This is a genomic window from Bradyrhizobium sp. CCBAU 11357, assembly GCF_028128865.1.
In the GTDB taxonomy this organism is placed as follows: Bacteria; Pseudomonadota; Alphaproteobacteria; order Rhizobiales; family Xanthobacteraceae; genus Bradyrhizobium.
Map to the genome: position 1 here is coordinate 206,644 of NZ_LBJW01000109.1, position 18,517 is coordinate 225,160.

General features: G+C 66.2%; 17 protein-coding genes. 8 read left to right on the forward strand and 9 right to left on the reverse strand.

Features of this window, described 5'->3' with window-relative positions; genetic code table 11:
• Nucleotides 1-41: 41 nt before the first annotated feature.
• The gene (gene alr / locus XI05_RS29445) at nt 42-1,307 is read left to right on the forward strand and encodes an alanine racemase (RefSeq protein ID WP_271508553.1); all 1,266 of its coding nucleotides are present in this window, start codon (nt 42-44) and stop codon (nt 1,305-1,307) included.
• A gap of 140 nt (nt 1,308-1,447) precedes the next feature.
• Here alr and XI05_RS29450 read toward each other — a convergent pair whose 3' ends face one another.
• Complete coding sequence (locus tag XI05_RS29450; protein WP_172786439.1) at nt 1,448-1,663, reverse strand: hypothetical protein; 216 nt, start codon at nt 1,661-1,663, stop codon at nt 1,448-1,450.
• Between the two features lie 40 nt (nt 1,664-1,703).
• Between XI05_RS29450 and XI05_RS29455 the strand changes: the two genes are divergently transcribed.
• On the forward strand, nt 1,704-2,474 hold the full coding sequence (locus XI05_RS29455; RefSeq protein ID WP_271508330.1) for an exodeoxyribonuclease III: 771 nt from the start codon (nt 1,704-1,706) through the stop codon (nt 2,472-2,474).
• A 3-nt stretch (nt 2,475-2,477) separates the two neighbouring features.
• On the opposite strand, the gene XI05_RS29460 is transcribed toward XI05_RS29455, so the two are convergent.
• Together XI05_RS29460 and XI05_RS29465 are read right to left on the reverse strand one after the other, a co-directional pair.
• Nucleotides 2,478-2,846 carry a GFA family protein gene (locus XI05_RS29460; RefSeq protein WP_271508331.1) on the reverse strand — a complete coding sequence of 123 codons (369 nt, stop codon included), beginning with the start codon at nt 2,844-2,846 and terminating at the stop codon, nt 2,478-2,480.
• A 162-nt stretch (nt 2,847-3,008) separates the two neighbouring features.
• Nucleotides 3,009-3,785, reverse strand: coding sequence for a potassium channel family protein (locus tag XI05_RS29465; protein WP_271508333.1), 777 nt, complete (start codon nt 3,783-3,785; stop codon nt 3,009-3,011).
• A 219-nt stretch (nt 3,786-4,004) separates the two neighbouring features.
• Between XI05_RS29465 and XI05_RS29470 the strand changes: the two genes are divergently transcribed.
• The gene (locus tag XI05_RS29470) at nt 4,005-4,730 is read left to right on the forward strand and encodes a sulfite exporter TauE/SafE family protein (RefSeq protein ID WP_172786436.1); all 726 of its coding nucleotides are present in this window, start codon (nt 4,005-4,007) and stop codon (nt 4,728-4,730) included.
• 12 nt (nt 4,731-4,742) lie between these two features.
• On the opposite strand, the gene XI05_RS29475 is transcribed toward XI05_RS29470, so the two are convergent.
• Together XI05_RS29475 and XI05_RS29480 are read right to left on the reverse strand one after the other, a co-directional pair.
• On the reverse strand, nt 4,743-6,812 hold the full coding sequence (locus XI05_RS29475; RefSeq protein ID WP_271508556.1) for a putative bifunctional diguanylate cyclase/phosphodiesterase: 2,070 nt from the start codon (nt 6,810-6,812) through the stop codon (nt 4,743-4,745).
• Complete coding sequence (locus tag XI05_RS29480) at nt 6,812-7,960, reverse strand: ABC transporter substrate-binding protein (RefSeq protein WP_271508334.1); 1,149 nt, start codon at nt 7,958-7,960, stop codon at nt 6,812-6,814. Before XI05_RS29480 ends, XI05_RS29475 begins: the two co-directional genes overlap by 1 nt.
• 190 nt (nt 7,961-8,150) lie before the next feature.
• On the opposite strand from XI05_RS29480, the gene radA reads away from it, so the two are divergent.
• The 5 genes from radA (at nt 8,151) to XI05_RS29505 (ending at nt 14,394) form a co-directional block, all read left to right on the forward strand.
• Complete coding sequence (gene radA / locus XI05_RS29485) at nt 8,151-9,596, forward strand: DNA repair protein RadA (protein WP_271508335.1); 1,446 nt, start codon at nt 8,151-8,153, stop codon at nt 9,594-9,596.
• Nucleotides 9,597-9,763: 167 nt separating this feature from the next.
• Nucleotides 9,764-10,393 carry a CvpA family protein gene (locus XI05_RS29490; RefSeq protein WP_271508336.1) on the forward strand — a complete coding sequence of 210 codons (630 nt, stop codon included), beginning with the start codon at nt 9,764-9,766 and terminating at the stop codon, nt 10,391-10,393.
• A gap of 28 nt (nt 10,394-10,421) precedes the next feature.
• Nucleotides 10,422-11,945, forward strand: coding sequence for an amidophosphoribosyltransferase (gene purF / locus XI05_RS29495; RefSeq protein WP_212257527.1), 1,524 nt, complete (start codon nt 10,422-10,424; stop codon nt 11,943-11,945).
• Nucleotides 11,946-12,162: 217 nt separating this feature from the next.
• The gene (locus XI05_RS29500) at nt 12,163-12,903 is read left to right on the forward strand and encodes an SDR family NAD(P)-dependent oxidoreductase (protein ID WP_271508337.1); all 741 of its coding nucleotides are present in this window, start codon (nt 12,163-12,165) and stop codon (nt 12,901-12,903) included.
• Nucleotides 12,904-13,170: 267 nt separating this feature from the next.
• Nucleotides 13,171-14,394: an ABC transporter substrate-binding protein gene (locus tag XI05_RS29505; RefSeq protein WP_442869330.1), complete on the forward strand. Its 1,224-nt coding sequence runs from the start codon at nt 13,171-13,173 to the stop codon at nt 14,392-14,394.
• Between the two features lie 180 nt (nt 14,395-14,574).
• On the opposite strand, the gene XI05_RS29510 is transcribed toward XI05_RS29505, so the two are convergent.
• The 4 genes from XI05_RS29510 to XI05_RS29525 are packed head-to-tail and all read right to left on the reverse strand — an operon-like array spanning nt 14,575 to nt 18,486.
• On the reverse strand, nt 14,575-15,831 hold the full coding sequence (locus XI05_RS29510) for a TCR/Tet family MFS transporter (protein WP_271508338.1): 1,257 nt from the start codon (nt 15,829-15,831) through the stop codon (nt 14,575-14,577).
• Nucleotides 15,828-17,210: a ribosome biogenesis GTPase Der gene (gene der / locus XI05_RS29515; protein ID WP_271508339.1), complete on the reverse strand. Its 1,383-nt coding sequence runs from the start codon at nt 17,208-17,210 to the stop codon at nt 15,828-15,830. The genes XI05_RS29510 and der overlap by 4 nt, the downstream gene beginning before the upstream one ends.
• 51 nt (nt 17,211-17,261) lie before the next feature.
• Nucleotides 17,262-17,801: a hypothetical protein gene (locus XI05_RS29520; RefSeq protein WP_271508340.1), complete on the reverse strand. Its 540-nt coding sequence runs from the start codon at nt 17,799-17,801 to the stop codon at nt 17,262-17,264.
• Between the two features lie 31 nt (nt 17,802-17,832).
• Nucleotides 17,833-18,486 (reverse strand): tetratricopeptide repeat protein, encoded by a 654-nt coding sequence (locus XI05_RS29525; protein ID WP_271508341.1) that lies wholly within the window; start codon nt 18,484-18,486, stop codon nt 17,833-17,835.
• Nucleotides 18,487-18,517 lie beyond the last annotated feature (31 nt).

Sequence of the window (18,517 nt, forward strand, 5' to 3'; positions counted from 1 at the left end):
TTGAACCGGACCTACCTCTTGCGTAAAACGGCGCCATGACAATGGCGTCCGCCCCGAAATCGATCCCGCAATCCGGCCCACTCTCCGCGGAGGCCAACCAGGCCGCCGCGCTCGCGGCCTATGGCGGCGTGCTGACCGTCGATCTCGACGCGATCATCGCCAATTGGCGCAAGCTCGAGAAGACGGCGGTGCCGGCCGAATGTTCGGCGGTGATCAAGGCCGACGCCTATGGCTGCGGCGCCGAGCAGGTGTCGCGAGCCCTGAGCAAAGCCGGCTGCAAGACCTTCTTCGTCGCCACCATCGAGGAAGCGCGCAAGGTGCGCGCCGCCGTTCCCGAGCCCACGATCTACGTGCTCGGCGGCTACTTCCAGAACACCGGCGAGCACTACGCCAAGATCAATTGCCGTCCGGTGATCGGCGATCTCAACGAGCTCGCCGAATGGGACGTGTTCTGCCGCCGCACCGGCTGGAACGGGGGCGCTGCCATTCACATCGACACCGGCATGAACCGGCTCGGGCTGACGCTGTCGGAAGCGCAGGCCATCATCCCCCGCATCAATGCCGGCGATCACGGCATCACGCTGGTGATGAGCCATCTGGTCTCGGCCGAGCAGCTCAACAGCCCGATCAATGCCAGACAGCTCGCGGCCTTCCGCAGCATCGCCAGTGAGTTCACAGGCGTGCCGGCGGCGCTCGCCAACTCCTCCGGCATCTTCCTCGGCGCGCCGTTCCAGTTCGACCTGGTGCGGCCGGGAGCTGCGCTCTACGGCGTCAACCCGACGCCGGAGGCCGACAATCCCATGCAGCAGGTGGTCGACCTCAAGGCGCGCATCGTGCAGATCCGCACCATCGATCGCGGCGAGACCGTCGGCTATGGCGGCACCTGGACCGCGCGGCGTCCGACGAAACTCGCGATCATCGCGGTCGGTTACGCCGACGGCTATCTCCGCGCCGCGAGCTCCAATGACGGCACCCGCGGCGCCGATGTCATCGTGGCCGGCAAGCGCTGCCCTATCGCGGGCCGCATCTCCATGGACCTGATCGCGATCGACATCACCGATCTGGCGCCGAACGCGGTGCGGCGCGGCCACATGGTGACGCTGCTCGGCGAAGGCATCACCGTCGACGAGCTCGCGCACCATTTCGGCACGATCGGCTATGAGGTGCTGACCGGCCTCGGCCACCGCTATGCCCGCGTCTACAAGGGCGGCAATGTCGAGGAGCCGCTGACGAAGCCGGAGCCCGCGTCAAACGCCGGGCAGCCGCCCGCCCCGCCGCCAATCGAGCAGCCGCCGCTGCCGAGTTAAACGCGCGCGTGCCCCGGACGCAGCGCAGTGCGCCGCACTTCGCGGCGCAATGCGCTGCAGAGCCGGGGCCTATCTCTCGACAGCGTAGCGTGTCGCCTTCTGGATCCCGGCTCGCGCTTCGCGCGTCCGGGACACGAGGGCTACTTCTTCTTTCTGCTGTCCAGCGCTGTCTTGCAGGTGGCACTGAGCTGGTCGCGCTTGGCGTTGAGACAGGCGACGATGCCGCCGCCCGGCGCGATGCCGGCGCAGAATTTGTCATAGTCCGCCTTGCACGCGCCGCGCGTTTCGGCTGACTGTGCCGTGGCCCCGGAGAACGCGACGACGAATGCAGTAGCGGCAAAGCTCAACTTGAACATTGTATCTCCGAGGACGGAAGGCAGGAGCCGGTAGCTCTACATGAAGATCGCGACATTCAACATCAACAACATCAACCGCCGCCTGCCCAATCTGTTGGCATGGCTGCGCGCGGCGAAGCCCGATGTCGTCGCGCTTCAGGAGTTGAAGGCAAGTGATGGCGAATTTCCGGCGGCCGCCATCGAAAAGGCCGGCTATGGCGCGGTGTGGCGTGGACAAAAGACCTGGAACGGCGTTGCCATCCTCGCCCGCAACGCCGAGCCGGTGCTGACGCGCGACCGGTTGCCGGGAAAGCCTGCCGATCTCGAAGCGCGCTACATCGAGGCCGCCGTGCGCGGCGTCATCGTCACCAGCATCTACCTGCCCAACGGCAATCCGCAGCCGGGACCGAAATTCGACTACAAGCTCGACTGGTTCGCGCGGCTGCGGCGCCACGCCAAGACCTTCATCAAGCAGGACCTGCCGGTGGTGCTCGCCGGCGACTACAACGTCGCGCCCAGGGAGATCGACATCTATCCGACGCGCTCATGGGACAAGGATGCGCTGATCCAGCCGAAGAGCCGCGCCGCCTTTGCCGCGCTGGTCGAGCAAGGCTGGTGCGACGCGATCCGCGAATTGCATCCGGACAAGCGCATCTACACGTTCTGGGACTACATGCGGAACCGCTGGCCGCGCGATGCGGGCCTGCGGCTCGACCATCTCCTGCTCAGCCCAGCCTTGGCCTCACGGCTGACGAAGGCCGGGGTGGACAAGAAGATCCGCGGCGAGGATGGCGCAAGCGACCACGCGCCGGCTTGGGTGGTGTTGCGGTGACCCTCACCACAAATTCCTGCCGTCGATCACGTTCACCGGCAAGGCCTCCAGATCGAAATCGTCGAACAGACGCGCGTTGACGGCGACCTTCGGATTGTCGAAATCGGGCTTGCCGCTCGACCAGTCCGGCGATTCCGAATAGGTGCCGCAGCCGCAAGTCGCGCAAAAATGGTGTTTGACGGTGCGGCTGCCCCAGAGATAGGTCGCCACGTTCTCCGGCGGCGACACCAATCGGAACTGCGCCGGCTTGTAATAGGCCCACAGCGCGCCGCGCTTGGCGCAGAGCGTGCAGGTGCAGCGCGTCAGGCTCGAAGGCGCCTCCGTCACCTCGAACACCGTCTCACCGCAATGACAGCTTGCCTCGATCGGCATGATCCGCTCTCCCCGTTTGTCAGGAGGTGGTCGTAGCCCGTTCCTGCTGCCAACATGCTGTCAGCAGCGGCACGGTCAAAACAAAAAGGTGAAAACAACCCCATGCACAGTAGGAGACCTCAGTCCGGTCACACAGCGCACCGCGCCGGCGTGAGAGGCTCTTCAGGTGACCCCCTCATCGGGAATATTGAGAACATTGCCGCAGGCCTTGCAATGGACGGCGTCGGCATCATGCCTCTGGAGCCCGCAAGTCGGGCACGGAAATCGCACCTTGTGCGGACTGAGCAGTGCGCGGGCGAGATTGAAGAACAGCGTGACGCCGAAAATCATGATCACGACGGTGATCAAGCGGCCGACCGTGCCCGGCAGGGTAATGTCGCCGAAGCCGGTCGTCGTCAGTGCCGTGACGGTGAAATACAGGGCATCGGCATAGTTCCGGATCTCATCGTTCCGAAACTTCTGGGTCTCGTAAACGACGCCGGTCATGACGAAGATGAAGACCGCCAGATTCGTGACGGCGAAGATGACGTCTTCATTGCGACGAAAGAATGGAGAATCGAGGCGGAGCCTCACCAGCATCTGGTAGTCGCGAAGCAGCCCCAACGTCCGCAGGATCCGGAGAAAGCCGCCCGCTTCGCCGGCAAGCGGCGCCAGGAAGGACACGATCGCGACCATGTCTGCCCAGGTCGCGAGCTGGGTGAACTTCCGAAGCGGATGCCGATCGACCAGGAGCCGAGCCGAGAAGTCGGCAAGCAGTATGGCGCCGAACAGAACATCGAGCGTCTCGACGATGTCACTGGGCTGCAGGAACGAGGTTGCAATGATGAACAGCACCGTCACGATATCGAAGACGAGCAGCGCATAGCGGAAGCGCACGCCGTCCGGCGTTGCGCCCTCGTAAAGGCGGCGGACCTTGCTTCGGAGAGACGTTATGGTCACGGCACCATGATCGCGGTTCGCACGAATGATGCCAACTCGGAACGGGTGCCGCAAGGTCCGCTCCAATCGCGCTGTTTCTGCCGGAGCAGCAGAAGGTTGCCGCCCCCGAAAGAATGGCGCGCGCAATTCAGGAGCGAGGAGAACGAGGCAGCACTCGAGACAATGTTCGCCCTCTCCGGTCCCTCCGGTTACACTGCTCCGATTCCCGGAGCGCTCCTCTTGGCCTTTCTCTTCGTCCTCACCGTCGGTCTCGCCGCCGGCACCATCTCAGGCATCGTCGGCACCGGCTCGTCGATCATGCTGATGCCGGTGCTGGTCTATGCCTACGGGCCGAAGGAGGCCGTGCCGATCATGGCGGTGGCCTCCGTGATGGCGAACTTCTCCCGGATCCTGGCGTGGTGGCGCGAGGTCGATTGGCGGGCCTGTGCGGCCTATTCGGTTACGGGCATTCCGGCGGCGGCGCTCGGCGCGCGGACGTTGCTGGCACTGCCCGCGCATGCCGTCGATCTCGCCATCGGCCTCTTCCTGATCGCGATGGTGCCGGTGCGGCACTGGCTGGCGCGGCACGACCTCAAGGCCAATCTCTGGCATCTTGCGATCGGCGGCGCGGTGATCGGCTATCTCACCGGCATCGTGGTCTCGACCGGGCCGCTCAGCGTGCCGCTGTTCCTGTTCTACGGCCTGTCCAAGGGCGCCTTCCTCGCCACGGAGGCGGCCTCCTCGCTTGGCCTCTATTTCGCGAAGTCAGTGACGTTCGAACGTTTCGGCGCGCTGACTGGCGAGGTCTTCATCAAGGGCCTGATCGCGGGCTCCTCGCTGATGTCGGGCGCCTTCATCGCCAAGCGCTTCGTGCTGCATCTGAAGCCGGACGTGTTCCGCCTGGTGATGGACGCGATCATGATCGCGGCCGGGCTCTCGATGCTCTGGAACGCAGCGCAGCCGTAACCCGGCCACGGCTCAGGCGGCGAATTCCGGGGTGATCGATGGGCTGTCAGCGATGACGCGGCTCTCCGCCGCCGGCTGGCCATCGAGCCATTGCAGCACGGCCTCGAGCGGCTGCGGCCGCTGGTAGAGGAATCCCTGTCCGAGCCGCACGCCCATCTCGCGCATGGCCGCGGCCTGCTCGGCGCGCTCGATGCCTTCGGCGACCAATGTCAGCCCCAACGTGGCGGCGAGCGATGCGATGACGCCGACGATCGCCTTGTCCTCCGCGCTGCCGGGAATTTCGCTGATGAACGCCTTGTCGATCTTCACCTTGTCGAGCGGGAAGCGCCTGAGATGGGCGAGCGAAGAGTAGCCGGTGCCGAAATCGTCGAGCGCGATCGTGGCGCCCAGGCGCCGCAGGCGATGCAGCGTTTCGGAGGCGCTGGCGATGTTGTTGATCAGCGATCCCTCGGTGATCTCGAGCTCGAGCATCGATGCCGCGACACCGAAGCGCGCGCAGGTCGCGCGCAGCTCGGCGGCGAGCGAATGGTCGGCAAGCTCGGACGGCGGCAGATTGATCGCGATCCGGATCTGCGGCCTGCCCGCAGCCGCCAATTGCTGCAAGGCCCGGCAGGCATCGGTCAGCACGTACCGGGTCAGCCGCGCATTGTTGCCGCTGCGCTCGATCAGCGGCAAGAATTCGCCGGGGCCGATCACGCCGTGCTCGGGATGGCGCCAGCGGATCAGCGCTTCCAGGCCGACCACCTCATGGCTGTCGAGATCGACCTGGCTCTGGTACCAGACCTCGAACTGACCCTCGCCAAAGCCGGTGGGAATGGCGAGCTCGAGATCCCTGCGGCGGCGATAGTCGCGCTGGAGCGCTTCGTCCAGCACGGCGACCGTGCCGGGCGCCTTGCTCTTGGCATGATAGAGCGCGATGTCGGCGAGCGTCGGCAGATGCGACAGCTCCGGATCGTCGGCGTGGCGCACGGCAAGGCCGATGCTGGCGCGCGGCACCACCTGCTTGTCGTGGAGGCGGATCGGCTCGGAAATGGCATCCAGCACGCGTTGAGCGAATGCGTGCGCGGCTTGTTCGTCGCTCACCTCGGGGCGAATGACGACGAACTCGTCGCCGCCGAGCCGGGCAACCCAGTCCTCGGCTTCGACCGCGTGACGAAGACGCTGCGAAATCTGGACCAGGAACGCGTCGCCGGCCTCGTGACCGAAGGTGTCGTTGATGCCCTTGAAATCGTCGAGATCGATGAAGCAGAACGCGACCAGCGTATCCGGCGCGCCTCCATTCTGGCTCGTAACGGCCAGGCGCTCGGTCAGTGAGCGCCGGTTCGGCAGCCCGGTCAGCGGATCGTGCGTGGCCATATGCCCGAGCCGGTCCAACGCGCCTGACGTCGTGTGCTGCATGGCGTTGAAGGCGCGCGCGAGCTGGCCGAATTCGTTCGAGGACGTGACATCAGCCGGATAGGCCCGGCCGTCCTGCTTGCTGCGCTGGATCGCCGACATCATGGCCGCAAGCGGCCTGCCGATGAAGATGTTGGCGGAGATCCGCATGGCGATCAGGGTCGCGAAGGTTGCGAGCAGCCCGACGACGAGCAGCAGCATCAGGCGGCTGCCCGCATCCGCGTACAGCGTCGCACGCGAATAGGCGATGGCGATGCGGCCGGCCTGAACGGCCATATTGCCGTTGCTGTAGCGGATCGGGTGCGAGACCTCAGCGACTGACTGGCCTTCCGAGCGCGCGACCACACGGGCGATCGCGGCGCCGGTATCGTCATAGACGGCCGCCGCCGCAATGGTCTCGTCGTGCATGATCTCGTTGAGCACGCCCGTGACCTGGTCGTAGCGCATCTTCCAGAGCGGCTCGGCGATCAGCTCGGCGCGGCTCTCGGCGACGCGGGCGATGCGGGCGTCGAGCTGCCTGAGCTGCGACCAGAAGCTCGATGCCTCGACGCCGGCGGAGGCGAGCAATTGCACCAGCAGCAGAACGGGCACGGTGGCCCAAATCATCGCGTGGACGACCGAGCGCAAGCGCGGTGGCTCTTCCTGCTGGTTGCGATCCGGATCGGTCATCGCCTCATCCTTGCGCATCAATCCGCAACGCCTTCGGCAAGCGGCAGCGACGAGATGAGCGCACCGACGGAGAAGTCATATTGACCGCAGCGCCCGGCCTGCGCCCGGAACCGCGTGAAGTCGATCCGGTCGAACGCCCGGGTCCTGATGAGATCGCCGACAGACGCGAGATTGTCGCGGGTGATCGCCGACGTCTTGACCTCGACGCGGGGCGAAACGGCGGCGAAATCGCAGCCGTCGGCATAGTCGCGCAGCAGAACGACGGACCAGCCGCCGAGCAGGAAATGCCCGCCATCGGTCAGGAGCATGCGGCCGGCCTTGATCTCGCGCATCGCATCCTCCGACCAGTTGAGGCCGACCACCTGGATGTTCTGGCCGGGCACGAGGCCCGCGGCGATTGCCGCACGTAGCGCGCCGAGCGCCATCGGATCGTTTCCAGCCCAGATCCCGGCAGGCCGGATTTCCTTGCGTGCGGCCCAGCTCAGATAGTTTGCCGTAACCCGCTCGGCCTCGGACTGCGTCCAGTTGGCGAACAGCATGCGGTCCACCACGACGTCGGACGCAGCGTCCGCCGCGAGCTTGAGGCCGGCATTGCGGGCGATCGAGGCGGGCGTCGTCTCGTCGCCCCCGATGCCGAGAATGTGGATCTTGCCATCCGGGCTCTGCCATTTCTCGGCACGCGCGGCCGTGATCAGCGCATCGGCCATCCGCGCGCCCGCAATCTGAAGATCGGTCGTGATGTCGCCGAGCCAGGTCTTGAGCTTGTGCCTCGGCGGTCCAAGACGCACCGCGTCCTCGCCGATCAGCGTGTTCGAAAGCAGCAGCGTCTTGACGCCCGCGGCTTCGGCGGCCTCCAGGATGGGAGCGGCGGCGGATTCCTCGTTCGACAGGATGAGGAAGTCCGGCTTGTCGGCACGGGCCACCACGCCGAAGCCGAGCTCCCGCATGGTGCGGTAGTTCCGCTCGCTGGTCAGCACCTCGACATGCGCGTCGAGCTTGCGGCCGGCAGCCTGCATCGTCTGCGCGACCATATCCCAATAGACCTCGCCGGACTTGCCGGGATTGACGAAGACGATGTTGAGGGGCTTGGCAAGGCTGCGGCCAGCGGACCCGAAAACGCCGCAGGCCACGCCCGCCGCGAGCAATATTCGCAGAAATCTCGTCATCTTCGCCGCCCCCGTTGGTTCCGAGATTGGACCCGCGTCCGCTAAGAATTGGCAAAATCCAGCCGGGCACGGCGGCACAGAGCTAACGAAGGGTATATCTCCGGTGCCAAATTGAGATATTCGAAGCTCCGGCGATCGGCCCGCCATTCCGTGCTATCAGCACATCCGAAACCCGCGACTCGCTGTCCCCATGGCCAAATCCACGCTGTCCTTCGTCTGCCAGAACTGCGGCGCGGCCTATAACCGCTGGCAGGGCAAGTGCGAGTCCTGCGGCGAGTGGAATACGCTCGCGGAAGAAGACACCAGCGGCAGCGTGCCGGTGTCGATCCGCTCCAAACGCAAGGGCCGAACGTTTGCGCTGGAGAGCCTTGCCGGCAAGAGCCCGGACGCGCCGCGCCTGTCCTCGGGGATGACCGAGCTTGACCGTGTCACCGGCGGCGGCTTCGTGCGCGGCTCGGTGCTGCTGGTCGGCGGCGATCCCGGCATCGGCAAGTCGACGCTGCTGACGCAGGCGACCAGCCTGCTCGCGCGTGCCGGCCACCGCGTCGTCTACATCTCCGGCGAAGAGGCGGTCGCGCAGGTGCGCCTGCGCGCCGAGCGGCTCGGGCTGTCGGACGCGCCGGTGCAGCTCGCGGCCGAGACCTCGGTCGAGGACATCGTCTCGACGCTGTCGGAGGGCGCAGTGCCCCGGCTGATCGTGATCGACTCGATCCAGACCATGTGGACCGACACGGTGGAATCGGCGCCCGGCACGGTGACGCAGGTGCGCGCTTCGGCGCAGGCGCTGATCCGCTTCGCCAAGAAGACCGGAGCCGCCATCATCCTGGTCGGCCATGTCACCAAGGACGGCCAGATCGCCGGCCCCCGCGTGGTCGAGCACATGGTCGACGCGGTGATGTCGTTCGAGGGCGAAGGCTCGCAGCAATTCCGCATCCTGCGCGCGGTGAAGAACCGCTTCGGGCCGACCGACGAGATCGGCGTGTTCGAGATGACGGGCCTCGGCCTGCGCGAGGTCACCAACCCGTCCGAGCTGTTCCTGTCCGAGCGCGATCTCGGCACGCCCGGCACCGCGGTCTTCGCCGGCATCGAGGGCACGAGGCCCGTTCTGGTCGAATTGCAGGCACTGGTGGCCCCAACCTCGCTCGGCACCCCGCGCCGGGCCGTGGTCGGCTGGGATCCGAGCCGGCTCTCGATGGTGCTGGCCGTGCTGGAGGCCCATTGCGGGGTCAAGCTGTCCGGCCACGACGTCTATCTGAACGTTGCCGGCGGCCTGCGCATCCACGAGCCCGCGGCCGATCTCGCCGCCGCCGCGGCCCTGGTGTCGTCGCTGGTTAATGCGCAGTTACCCACCGATGCCGTCTATTTCGGCGAAATCTCGCTGTCGGGCGTGGTGCGCCCGGTGGCGCAGACCCCGGCCCGGCTGAAGGAGGCGGCAAAGCTCGGCTTCCAGCGCGCGGTGCTGCCCGAATCGGCACGGGGCGATGCGGGCGGCGACGCCGGACTGTCCCTGAACTCGGTGAACAGCCTGACGACATTGGTCGCCGAGATCGCAGCCCGGGGCTCCCGCCGGGGCGAATCCAGCGCGCAGCCAGAGAAAAATGCCACACCGGCAAGATTCCGCCGCGGAGAGGGTTAGGTGGAGGTGACGGCGGAGGCCCTCGCCGCTATACAGCCGTCACAAAAGCAGCATGGGATTGCGTGGTTGCGGCCTTGCCGGGAACGCCGTCTGCCCGTCTTTTAGGGCAGCGGCCAAACACCGATTCGCTAGAGCACCTTTGAAGTACGAGCGGACCAGACCAGCCGATGCCAGTAACACTCCTCGACCTCATCCTGCTCGGTGTGATGCTGATCTCGGGCCTGCTCGCCATGGTCCGCGGCTTCATGCGCGAAATCCTGTCGATCGCGGCCTGGGGTGCGGCGGCGATCGTGACGCTGTATTCCTTCTCGAAGCTGCTGCCGACCGCCAAGACCTATTTCAACAACGACACGGTCGCGAGCGTGGTCGTGGTCGCGGGCGTGTTCGTCGGCACCCTGGTCGTGGTCTCCGTCATCACGGTCCGGATCTCCGACATGATCCTGGATTCGCGGATCGGCGCGCTGGATCGCACCCTCGGCTTCCTGTTTGGGCTGGCTCGCGGGCTTTTGATCGTCGTGGTCGCCTTCCTGTTCTTCACCTGGCTGGTGCCGGACAAGCAGCGCCCCGACTGGGTCACCGGGGCCAAGTCCCGCGTCGTGCTCCAGGGAACCGGTGATTGGCTGATGGCCCTCTTGCCTGACGACCCCGAGAACACCATCTTGAAGAGATTCAAGAAAAACAAACCAGATGATGATCAAGCTGAATCCGAGCAGCAGCCTTCGGGCAGTGGCGACGGGTACAGTAAATCGGCTCGTGACGGCATGAAAAAGCTGATCGAGAAACCTGCGACGCGTTGATAGAACCCTAGAGAGAGGCGAGAACGAGATGCGACACCCTGACCAGGACGCCCTGCTTGATCTCGATCCAAACGCCGGTCCAGGCCCGGCCGCACTCGAGCTTCAGGACGATCTGGAAGGCGATACGCTGCGCGAGGAATGCGGCGTCTTCGGCATCTACGGCCACCCTGATGCGGCCGCCATCACCGCGCTGGGCCTTCACGCCCTGCAGCACCGCGGCCAGGAGGCCGCCGGCATCGTCTCCTACGACGGCAGCCGCTTCCATTCCGAACGCCGCCTCGGCCTCGTCGGCGACACCTTCTCCCGCCGCGAGGTGATCGACCGCCTGCCCGGCAGTGTCGCGGTCGGCCATGTCCGCTACGCCACGACCGGCGCGACCATCCTGCGTAACGTGCAGCCGCTGTTCGCCGAGCTCAATGCCGGTGGCCTTGCGGTCGCCCACAACGGCAACCTCTCCAACGGCCTGACGCTGCGCCGCGAACTCGTCAAGAATGGCGCGATGATGCAGTCGACCTCCGACACCGAGGTGATCCTGCATCTGGTGGCGCGCTCGAGGCGCAGCCGCTTCATCGAGCGCTATATCGACGCGCTGCGCGAGATCGAAGGCGCCTATGCACTGGTCTCGCTCACCAACAAGAAGCTGGTCGGCGCGCGCGATCCGCGCGGCATCCGCCCGCTGGTGCTCGGCGAGCTCGACGGCTGCCCGATCCTGACCTCGGAAACCTGCGCACTCGACATCATCGGCGCGCGCTTCGTGCGCGACATCGAGCCCGGCGAGGTCATCGTGTTCGACGAGAACGGCCAGGACATCCACAAGCCGTTCCCGCCGATGGCGCCGCGCCCCTGCATCTTCGAATACATCTACTTCTCGCGGCCGGATTCGATCGTCCACGGCCGCTCGGTCTACGAGGTGCGCAAGAATTTCGGCGCGCAGCTCGCGCGCGAGAGCCATGTGCCTGTCGACGTCGTGGTGCCGGTGCCGGATTCCGGCGTGCCCGCGGCGGTCGGCTACAGCCAGCATTCGGGCGTGCCGTTCGAGCTCGGCATCATCCGCAACCACTATGTCGGCCGCACCTTCATCCAGCCGACGCAGGCGATCCGCGAATCCGGCGTGCGCATGAAGCACTCGGCCAACCGCGCCGCGATCGAAGGCAAGCGCATCATCCTGATCGATGACTCCCTGGTGCGCGGCACCACCTCGAAGAAGATCGTGCGCATGATGCGCGATGCCGGCGCCAAGGAGGTGCACTTCCGCCTCGCCTCGCCACCGATCCTCTACCCTGACTATTACGGCATCGACCTGCCCGACCGCGGCGGCCTGCTGGCTGCGACGCATTCGCTGGAGGAGATGCGCGAGCTCATCGGCGCGGACTCACTCGCCTTCCTGTCGATCGACGGCATGTACCGCGCCATGGGCGAGCCCGGCCGCGACCCCGCCAATCCAAAGTTCGCGGATCACTGCTTCACCGGCGTCTATCCGACCCATCTGACCGACCAGACCCAGACCGAGCCGCAGCCGCGGCAACTGTCGCTGCTGGCGGAAGCGAGCTGACGGCGAGAGCATGCGATGACCCAGTCGGTAATTGCAACTACCGGCGGCCTATTGCTTATTGGGTTTATCGTCTTTGCCTTTCGACAAGGCTCGAAGGTCACTCCCGATGACCGGGAAGATCGTGGACCTTCCGTGGGGACCGGCAACGACTACTAGGTCTGGCTTGTTTTCGTATGACCGGCCTTGTCCCGGCCATCCATGCCTGTAAAACCCCGTCATGACCAAGCCCCTTGCTGACCGTATCGCTCTCGTCACCGGCGCCTCGCGCGGCATCGGCTATGCCACCGCAATCGCGCTGGCCAAAGCTGGCGCGCATATCGTGGCGACGGCGCGCACGCAAGGCGGGCTTGAAGAGCTCGACGACGCGATCCGGAAAGAGGGTGGCAGTGCCACCCTGGTGCCGCTCAACCTCACCGATTCCGACGGCATCGCGCGTCTCGGCGCCGGCCTGCACGAGCGCTACGGCAAGCTCGACATCCTCGTCGGCAATGCCGGCGTGCTCGGCCCTTCCTCGCCGATCGGCCATATCGAGCTGAAGACCTTCAACGACGTGATGGCGGTGAACGTCTCCGCGAATTTCCAGCTGATCCGCTGCATGGAGCCGCTGTTGAAGCAGTCCGATGCCGGCCGCGCCGTGTTCATCACCTCGGGTGCCGCCAACAAGGCCACCGCTTACGTCAGCCCCTACGCGGCGTCCAAGGCCGCACTGGAGACGCTGGCACGCGCCTGGGCACAGGAAACCGCAAACACGAAGCTGCGCGTCAACCTGTTCAATCCCGGCCCGATCCGCACCCGCATGCGCGCCACCCTGATGCCCGGCGAGGATCCGGCGACGCTCGACACGCCCGAGCAGGTCGCCGAATTCATCGTGCCGCTGTGCGCGCCCGATTGGACCGAGACCGGCAAGTTCTACGACTACAAGACCCGCACCCTGATGAGCTTCCGTGCTCCGGCCTGATTGCCTTCGAAGCCATGCCGGGGGGCACGGCCATATCGCCGAAGTCGGTGCCGTAACGCGCACTCAGAAATTCACGCTGACATCGCACGCGCTGAAATAGCGTCTCAACGCATTTTGCCCAAAAGTTAACCGAAGGATGACGCTAGGACGCAGCGTCATCCGGCTTTAGGTGCATTGCCGTCGGCCGTGGGACACGGTAGAGCGATCACTTGGAACAAGGCTCCCAAAGAGAGCCGTTCGCATATTTGACAATGGAGGAAGCCTTTTATGACGATGCCCGCACGCCGCACCGCGGCTCTTCTGGCCTGTGCCGCTTTCGGCTTTGCCACATCCGCCTTCGCGCAGGACAAGACCATCAAGATCGGCGTGCTCAACGACATGTCGAGCCTCTATGCCGACATCGGCGGCCCGAACTCGGTCGCGGCGGTGAAGATGGCGGTCGAAGATTCCGGCCTGAAGGCCAAGGGCTGGACCATCGAGGTGCTCTCCGGCGATCACCAGAACAAGCCTGACATCGGCGTCAACATCGCCCGGCAATGGATCGACGCCGACAAGGTCGACGCCATCGCCGACACGCCGAGTTCCGGCGTCGCGCTCGCGGTCAGCAACCTCGTCAAGGAAAAGAATGCGGTGCTGCTCAATTCGGGTGCCGCCACCGCCGACCTCACCGGCAAGGCCTGCACGCCCAACACCGTGTCTTTCACCTACGACACCTACATGCTCGCCAACGGCACCGGCAAGGCGCTGACCAAGGCGGGGGGCGACAGCTGGTTCTTCCTCACCGCGGATTATGCCTTCGGCCATGCGCTGGAGCGTGATACCGGCGCGGTCGTCACGGCGACCGGCGGCAAGGTGCTCGGCGGCGTCAAGCACCCGCTGAACACGGCGGACTTCTCCTCCTTCCTGCTGCAGGCGCAGTCCTCCAAGGCCAAGATCATCGGCCTTGCCAACGCGGGCGGCGACACCACCAACGCGATCAAGCAGGCCGCCGAATTCGGCATCGTCCAGGGCGGCCAGAAGCTCGCCGCGCTGCTGCTGTTCATCAACGACGTGCACTCGCTCGGCCTGAAGACCGCGCAGGGCCTGACCTTCACCGAGTCGTTCTATTGGGACCTCAACGACCAGACGCGCGAATGGTCGAAGCGCTTCCAGAAGGTCTCGCCCAAGGGCTCGATGCCGTCGATGACGGTTGCGGGTCTCTATGCCGAGATCCTGCATTACCTGAAGGCAATGGAAGCGCTCGGCAGCAATCCGCGTGATGGCGCCAAGGTCGTCGCCAAGATGAAGGAGCTGCCGACTGACGATCCGCTGTTCGGCAAGGGACCACTGCGCCAGGACGGACGCCGCCTCATCCCCGCCTATCTGTTCGAGGTGAAGAAGCCCGAGGAATCGAAGGGGCCGTGGGACTATTACAAGCTGGTCGCCACCATCGCGCCGGAAGATGCGGCCAAGCCGCTCAAGGACAGCGACTGCCCGCTGGTGAAGAAGTGACCGCGTAGCGGTCATCCCGGGATGGTGCGCACGGGACCGCGAAGCGCGGCCCGCAGCACCAGACCCGGGATCTCGCGCGACATGCGACACTGCCGTAGGGTGGGCAAAGCGAAGCGTGCCCACCACTGTTTCGTAGCATGAACAGATCGTGGGCACGGCGCTTACGCGCCTGTGCCCACCCTACGAGACCGTCTTCGTAACGCCCAGCGACCGCACCGCGATCGCAACGCACACCACCATCAGCACCGCGGCGAGCAGGAACGGCGCGCCGGGCAGATGCAGCGGCGCGCTGGCGCCGATGAAGTAGGAAAACGTCAGCGTGAACAGGAACGGGCCGACGAGCTGCGACACGCTCTGCACGCTCGCGGTCGCGCCCTGCAGCTGGCCCTGCTGCTCCGGCGCGACGAGCCGCGTCATCAGCGCTTGCGAGGCGGCACCGGAGATGCCCCACAGCGCCAGAACGGGAATCCCGAGCCAGGACAGCGGTCCGGTCGGCGCGGCGCCGAGCACCACGAAGCCGACCGCGCCGCAGCAGAGGCCGAGCAGCAGCGCGTTCCGCTCGCCGAGCGCGCGCACGATGGGGCCGATCGCAAACCCCTGCACCACCATGGCGCAGATGCCGACCATGGCGAGCGTCAAGCCCACCGTCTTGGAATCCCAGCCGTAGCGATAGGTCGCATAGAGCACGAAGGTCGATGGCAGCACGACGTGGGCGACCTGCGCGATGAAGTTGACGATCGACAACGCGGCCAGCACCGCGTTGGAGCGCAGCAGCTGCAGCGCCCCGAGCGGATTGGCGCTGCGCCAGTGGAACGGGGCGCGCTTGTCGGGCGCAAGCGACTCCGGCAGCACGAACAGGCCATAGAGCGCGTTGGCGAAGCTCAGGGCCGCCGAGGCCCAGAACGGCAGGCGCGGATCGATATCGCCGAGCAGGCCGCCAAGCGCCGGCCCTAAGATGAAGCCGGCGCCGAAGGCCGCCCCAATCCGGCCGAAGACCGCCGCACGCCGTTCCGGCGGCGTGATGTCGGCGATATAGGCGAAGGCGGTCGAGATGCTGGCCGAGGTGATGCCGGAGATCACGCGGCCGACGAACAGCCACGCAAGCGACGGCGCCAGCGCCATCAAGACGTAATCGGCCGCGAGCCCGAAATTCGACAGCAGCACCACCGGCCGGCGTCCGAAACGATCCGACAGCGCCCCTAACACCGGCGAGAACACGAACTGCATCAAGGCCCAGGCGGTGCCGAACAGGCCGAAGATGCGCGCGGCATGTGCGGTGTCGTTGTCGACGAAACTTTCGATCAGCTTCGGCAGGATCGGCATGATCACGCCGAGCGCGAGCATGTCGAGAAGGATGGTGACGAAGATGAAGGCGACGGCGCCGCCCCTGGCCGGCGCTGCGCCGTGCACCACCGCTTCGCCCGCGCCGTCGCTCACGACGGCCGCTTGCGCTTGTGCGCGAAGGGATTGGCCTTCTCGCGCAGCGTGATGCGCACCGGCGTGCCCGGCAGCTCGAAGGTCTCGCGCATCGAATTGGTGAGATAGCGCAAGTAGGATTGCGGCACGGCGTCCGCGCGCGAGCAGAACAGCACGAAGCTCGGCGGGCGCGCCTTGGTCTGGGTGATGTAGTTCAGCTTCAGCCTGCGGCCGGAGACCGCGGGCGGCGGGTTGGCCTGGATCGCCTGCTCGAACCAGCGATTGAGCGCTGAGGTCGGCACGCGCCTATTCCAGATCGCATAGGCGTCCTGGATCGCCTGCATCAGGCGGTCGATGCCCTCGCCCATCAGGCCCGACACAGCGACGATGGGCACGCCCTTGAGCTGCGGCAGCCAATGATCGGCATCGCGGCGCAGGCCCGAGATCGCGCCGCCGCCCTTGGTCTCCATAAGATCCCATTTGTTGACGGCCAGCACGACCGCCCGTCCCTCGCGCTCGATCAGGTCGGCGATGCGCAGGTCCTGCTCCTCGAACCGGTTCTGCGAATCCATCATCAGCACGACCACTTCGGCAAAGCGCACCGCGCGCAAGGCATCGGCGACCGAGAGCTTTTCCAGCTTCTCCTCGATGCGCGAGCGCCGGCGCAGGCCCGCGGTGTCGAACACGCGGAAGTCGCGGCCCTTCCAGTTGATCTCGACGGCGATGGAGTCGCGCGTCGTGCCGGCCTCCGGGCTGGTCAGCAGGCGCTCCTCGCCGAGCAGATGATTGATCAGCGTCGACTTGCCGGCATTGGGCCGGCCGACGATGGCGACCCGGATCGGGCGCGTCGCGGCCTCTTCCTCGGTGAGCGGCGCGTCGTCCTCATCCTCGTCTTCCTCGACGGGCTCCGGCATCAGCCCGGCAAGCGCGTCGTAGAGCTCGCCCATGCCCTCGCCGTGCTCGGCCGAGATCTGGATGGGATCGCCGAGGCCGAGCGCGAACGCTTCCATCGCGCCGGCATCGCCGTGCTTGCCCTCGCTCTTGTTGGCGACGAGCAGCACCGGCTTGTTGGCCTTGCGGGCGAAATCGGCGAAGGCGCGATCGGTCGGCGTCAGGCCGATGCGGGCGTCGACGACGAAGAACAGCGCATCGGCCTGCGCGATCGCGGTCTCGGTCTGCTCCTGCATGCGCGCGGTCAGCGAGCCCTTGGCGCCCTCGTCGAGGCCGGCGGTATCGATGATGGTGAAGCGGAGGTCGCCGAGCCTGGCCTCACCTTCGCGGCGGTCGCGGGTGACGCCGGGCAGATCATCGACGAGCGCGAGCTTCTGCCCAACCAGGCGGTTAAACAGCGTCGACTTGCCGACATTGGGCCGGCCGATGATGGCGATCGTGAAGGACATCGGTCATTCGTGCGCTGCCGGGGCTGCGCCTGTCAATGCAACGGGAAAATATCAGCGCGAGAAGCTGCCGCTCGGCAGCGGCGCCGGGAAGGCGCTCTGCGATTGCTGCTGCGTGGCCGGGGCGGGTTGCGCCGGCTGAGCCGGCTGATCCGGCGCGGTGGTGCGCCTGCGGACGATCTTGTGCTTGGGCGGCGGAGCGGACGTCGCTGGCGCGGCCTCCGGCTGGGCCTCGCCATCGACCTCGCCGGCGGGTGCTGCGGCTGGCGCGGCCGCCGTGGCGGGCTGCTTGGCATGCTTTGCCTTGGCCCCCTTCGCCGGCTTGGCCGGCTCCGGCTCCGCAGGCAAGGCCGCCACGGCAGGGGCGTTCGGGTCGGGCTGCTGCTGCTGCGCGCCCTTGTACAGATCCCTCGGCACGCCCTGCTCGAGCCCCGGCACGCCTTCGGGGAAGACCGGCTTGCGGTCGCCCGGCAGCTTCTTCTTGGTATCGAGGAAGTCGAGCAGGTCGCTCGGATCGAAGCTGGAGCAGCCGCCCAGGGCGCCGGTGAAGGCGATCAGGACGGCGGCTGCGATCAAGCGGGGCGTGCGGCGCATCTTGGTGTCTCGTTACGTCAGAGAACCGTCGTCAGCTTTTGGCGACGGGTGGCAACAAAGCCTGGAGCGCCTCGGCGCGCGAGCGCAGGCCGGGCGGCGTTTCGCCGTCTCCGTCAATCGCCTCGAGCCATTTGCGGGCTGCGGTCATGTCGTTGTTGCGCCAGGCCGACAGCGCCAGCATCTCGCGGGCGCTGTGGCGGAAGGTCGATTTGGGCGCGGCGGACGCTTCCAGCCGCTGCTGCATGTCGGCGTAGCTGGCGTTGTCGAGCACGAGGCCGGCGGCGCGAATCTTGGCCAGATCCTGCCACTCGCCGCCAATGCTGCGGTCGGCAGCAATGTCGTCATACATCTTCGCACCCGCCTTGGGATCGCGGCTCGCGGCCTCGGCCGCAGCGCGCAGCCGCGCCAGGGTGCGATAGCCGGACGGCGCCTTGGAAGCGAGCTCGGTGAAGGCCTTCTCGGCGTCCTCGTGCTTGCCCTGCTCGGACAGGTCGACGGCCTTCTCGAAGACGGCGCCGGCCTCGGCGGCCTTCCTGGCCTCGAAATATTGATAGGCGCGCCAACCGCCGACGGCGGCCACGACCAGCACCATCAGGGCGATGAAGTAGATCGAATACCTGTCCCACAGCTTTTTGAGCTGTTCGCGACGTACTTCCTCGTCGACTTCGTTAAAGAATTCAGACACTTATGCTAATCCCATGCCCGTCCGGGTGCGC

Coding starts and splice junctions, on each gene's coding strand:
- XI05_RS29450 (WP_172786439.1), bottom strand. CDS start 1,663: ATGTTCAAGTTGAGCTTTGCCGCTACTGCATTCGTCGTCGCGTTCTCC.
- der (WP_271508339.1), bottom strand. CDS start 17,210: ATGTCCTTCACGATCGCCATCATCGGCCGGCCCAATGTCGGCAAGTCG.
- XI05_RS29455 (WP_271508330.1), top strand. CDS start 1,704: ATGAAGATCGCGACATTCAACATCAACAACATCAACCGCCGCCTGCCC.
- XI05_RS29500 (WP_271508337.1), top strand. CDS start 12,163: ATGACCAAGCCCCTTGCTGACCGTATCGCTCTCGTCACCGGCGCCTCG.
- XI05_RS29505 (WP_442869330.1), top strand. CDS start 13,171: ATGACGATGCCCGCACGCCGCACCGCGGCTCTTCTGGCCTGTGCCGCT.
- alr (WP_271508553.1), top strand. CDS start 42: ATGGCGTCCGCCCCGAAATCGATCCCGCAATCCGGCCCACTCTCCGCG.
- purF (WP_212257527.1), top strand. CDS start 10,422: ATGCGACACCCTGACCAGGACGCCCTGCTTGATCTCGATCCAAACGCC.
- XI05_RS29460 (WP_271508331.1), bottom strand. CDS start 2,846: ATGCCGATCGAGGCAAGCTGTCATTGCGGTGAGACGGTGTTCGAGGTG.
- XI05_RS29520 (WP_271508340.1), bottom strand. CDS start 17,801: ATGCGCCGCACGCCCCGCTTGATCGCAGCCGCCGTCCTGATCGCCTTC.
- XI05_RS29480 (WP_271508334.1), bottom strand. CDS start 7,960: ATGACGAGATTTCTGCGAATATTGCTCGCGGCGGGCGTGGCCTGCGGC.
- XI05_RS29490 (WP_271508336.1), top strand. CDS start 9,764: ATGCCAGTAACACTCCTCGACCTCATCCTGCTCGGTGTGATGCTGATC.
- radA (WP_271508335.1), top strand. CDS start 8,151: ATGGCCAAATCCACGCTGTCCTTCGTCTGCCAGAACTGCGGCGCGGCC.
- XI05_RS29475 (WP_271508556.1), bottom strand. CDS start 6,812: ATGCGCAAGGATGAGGCGATGACCGATCCGGATCGCAACCAGCAGGAA.